General features: G+C 66.1%; 1 protein-coding gene. It reads right to left on the minus strand.

Going from position 1 to position 395, the window contains the following annotated elements:
* On the minus strand, window positions 1-395 hold a 395-nt coding region (locus tag RM572_RS29560; protein WP_311676411.1), incomplete at both ends, for an LLM class flavin-dependent oxidoreductase.

Genomic DNA, 395 nt, shown 5'->3' on the forward strand with positions numbered 1-395 from the left:
TGTCGATGCACACCGACTGGAACTCGAAAGGCTCATCGGCCCGGCCGTATTCACTCCGCAGCTTGTTGATCGCCGTCACGGTCTCGGCCAGCTGTGCACACGTCATCATCGCGCTGGTCCAGCCGTCACCCACGCGGGCGGCACGCTTGAGTGCCACCGGCGTGTGCCCGCCGACGTAGAACGGCACGGGCTCGGACGGCGCCGGGCTCATCTGCAGACGCTCGAAATCGTAGAACTCGCCGTGGAACTCGACCATGCCGCCGCCGAGCACGAGCTTGAGCACGTCGATCATCTCGTCGACGCGCGCCCCGCGCTTGGCGAACGGAACCCCGCACCATTCGAATTCCTCTGGTGCCCAGCCGATCCCGACGCCGAACCCGAACCGGTTGTTGGTC

The organism is Streptomyces hazeniae (assembly GCF_031845485.1).
GTDB lineage: Bacteria > Actinomycetota > Actinomycetes > Streptomycetales > Streptomycetaceae > Streptomyces > Streptomyces hazeniae.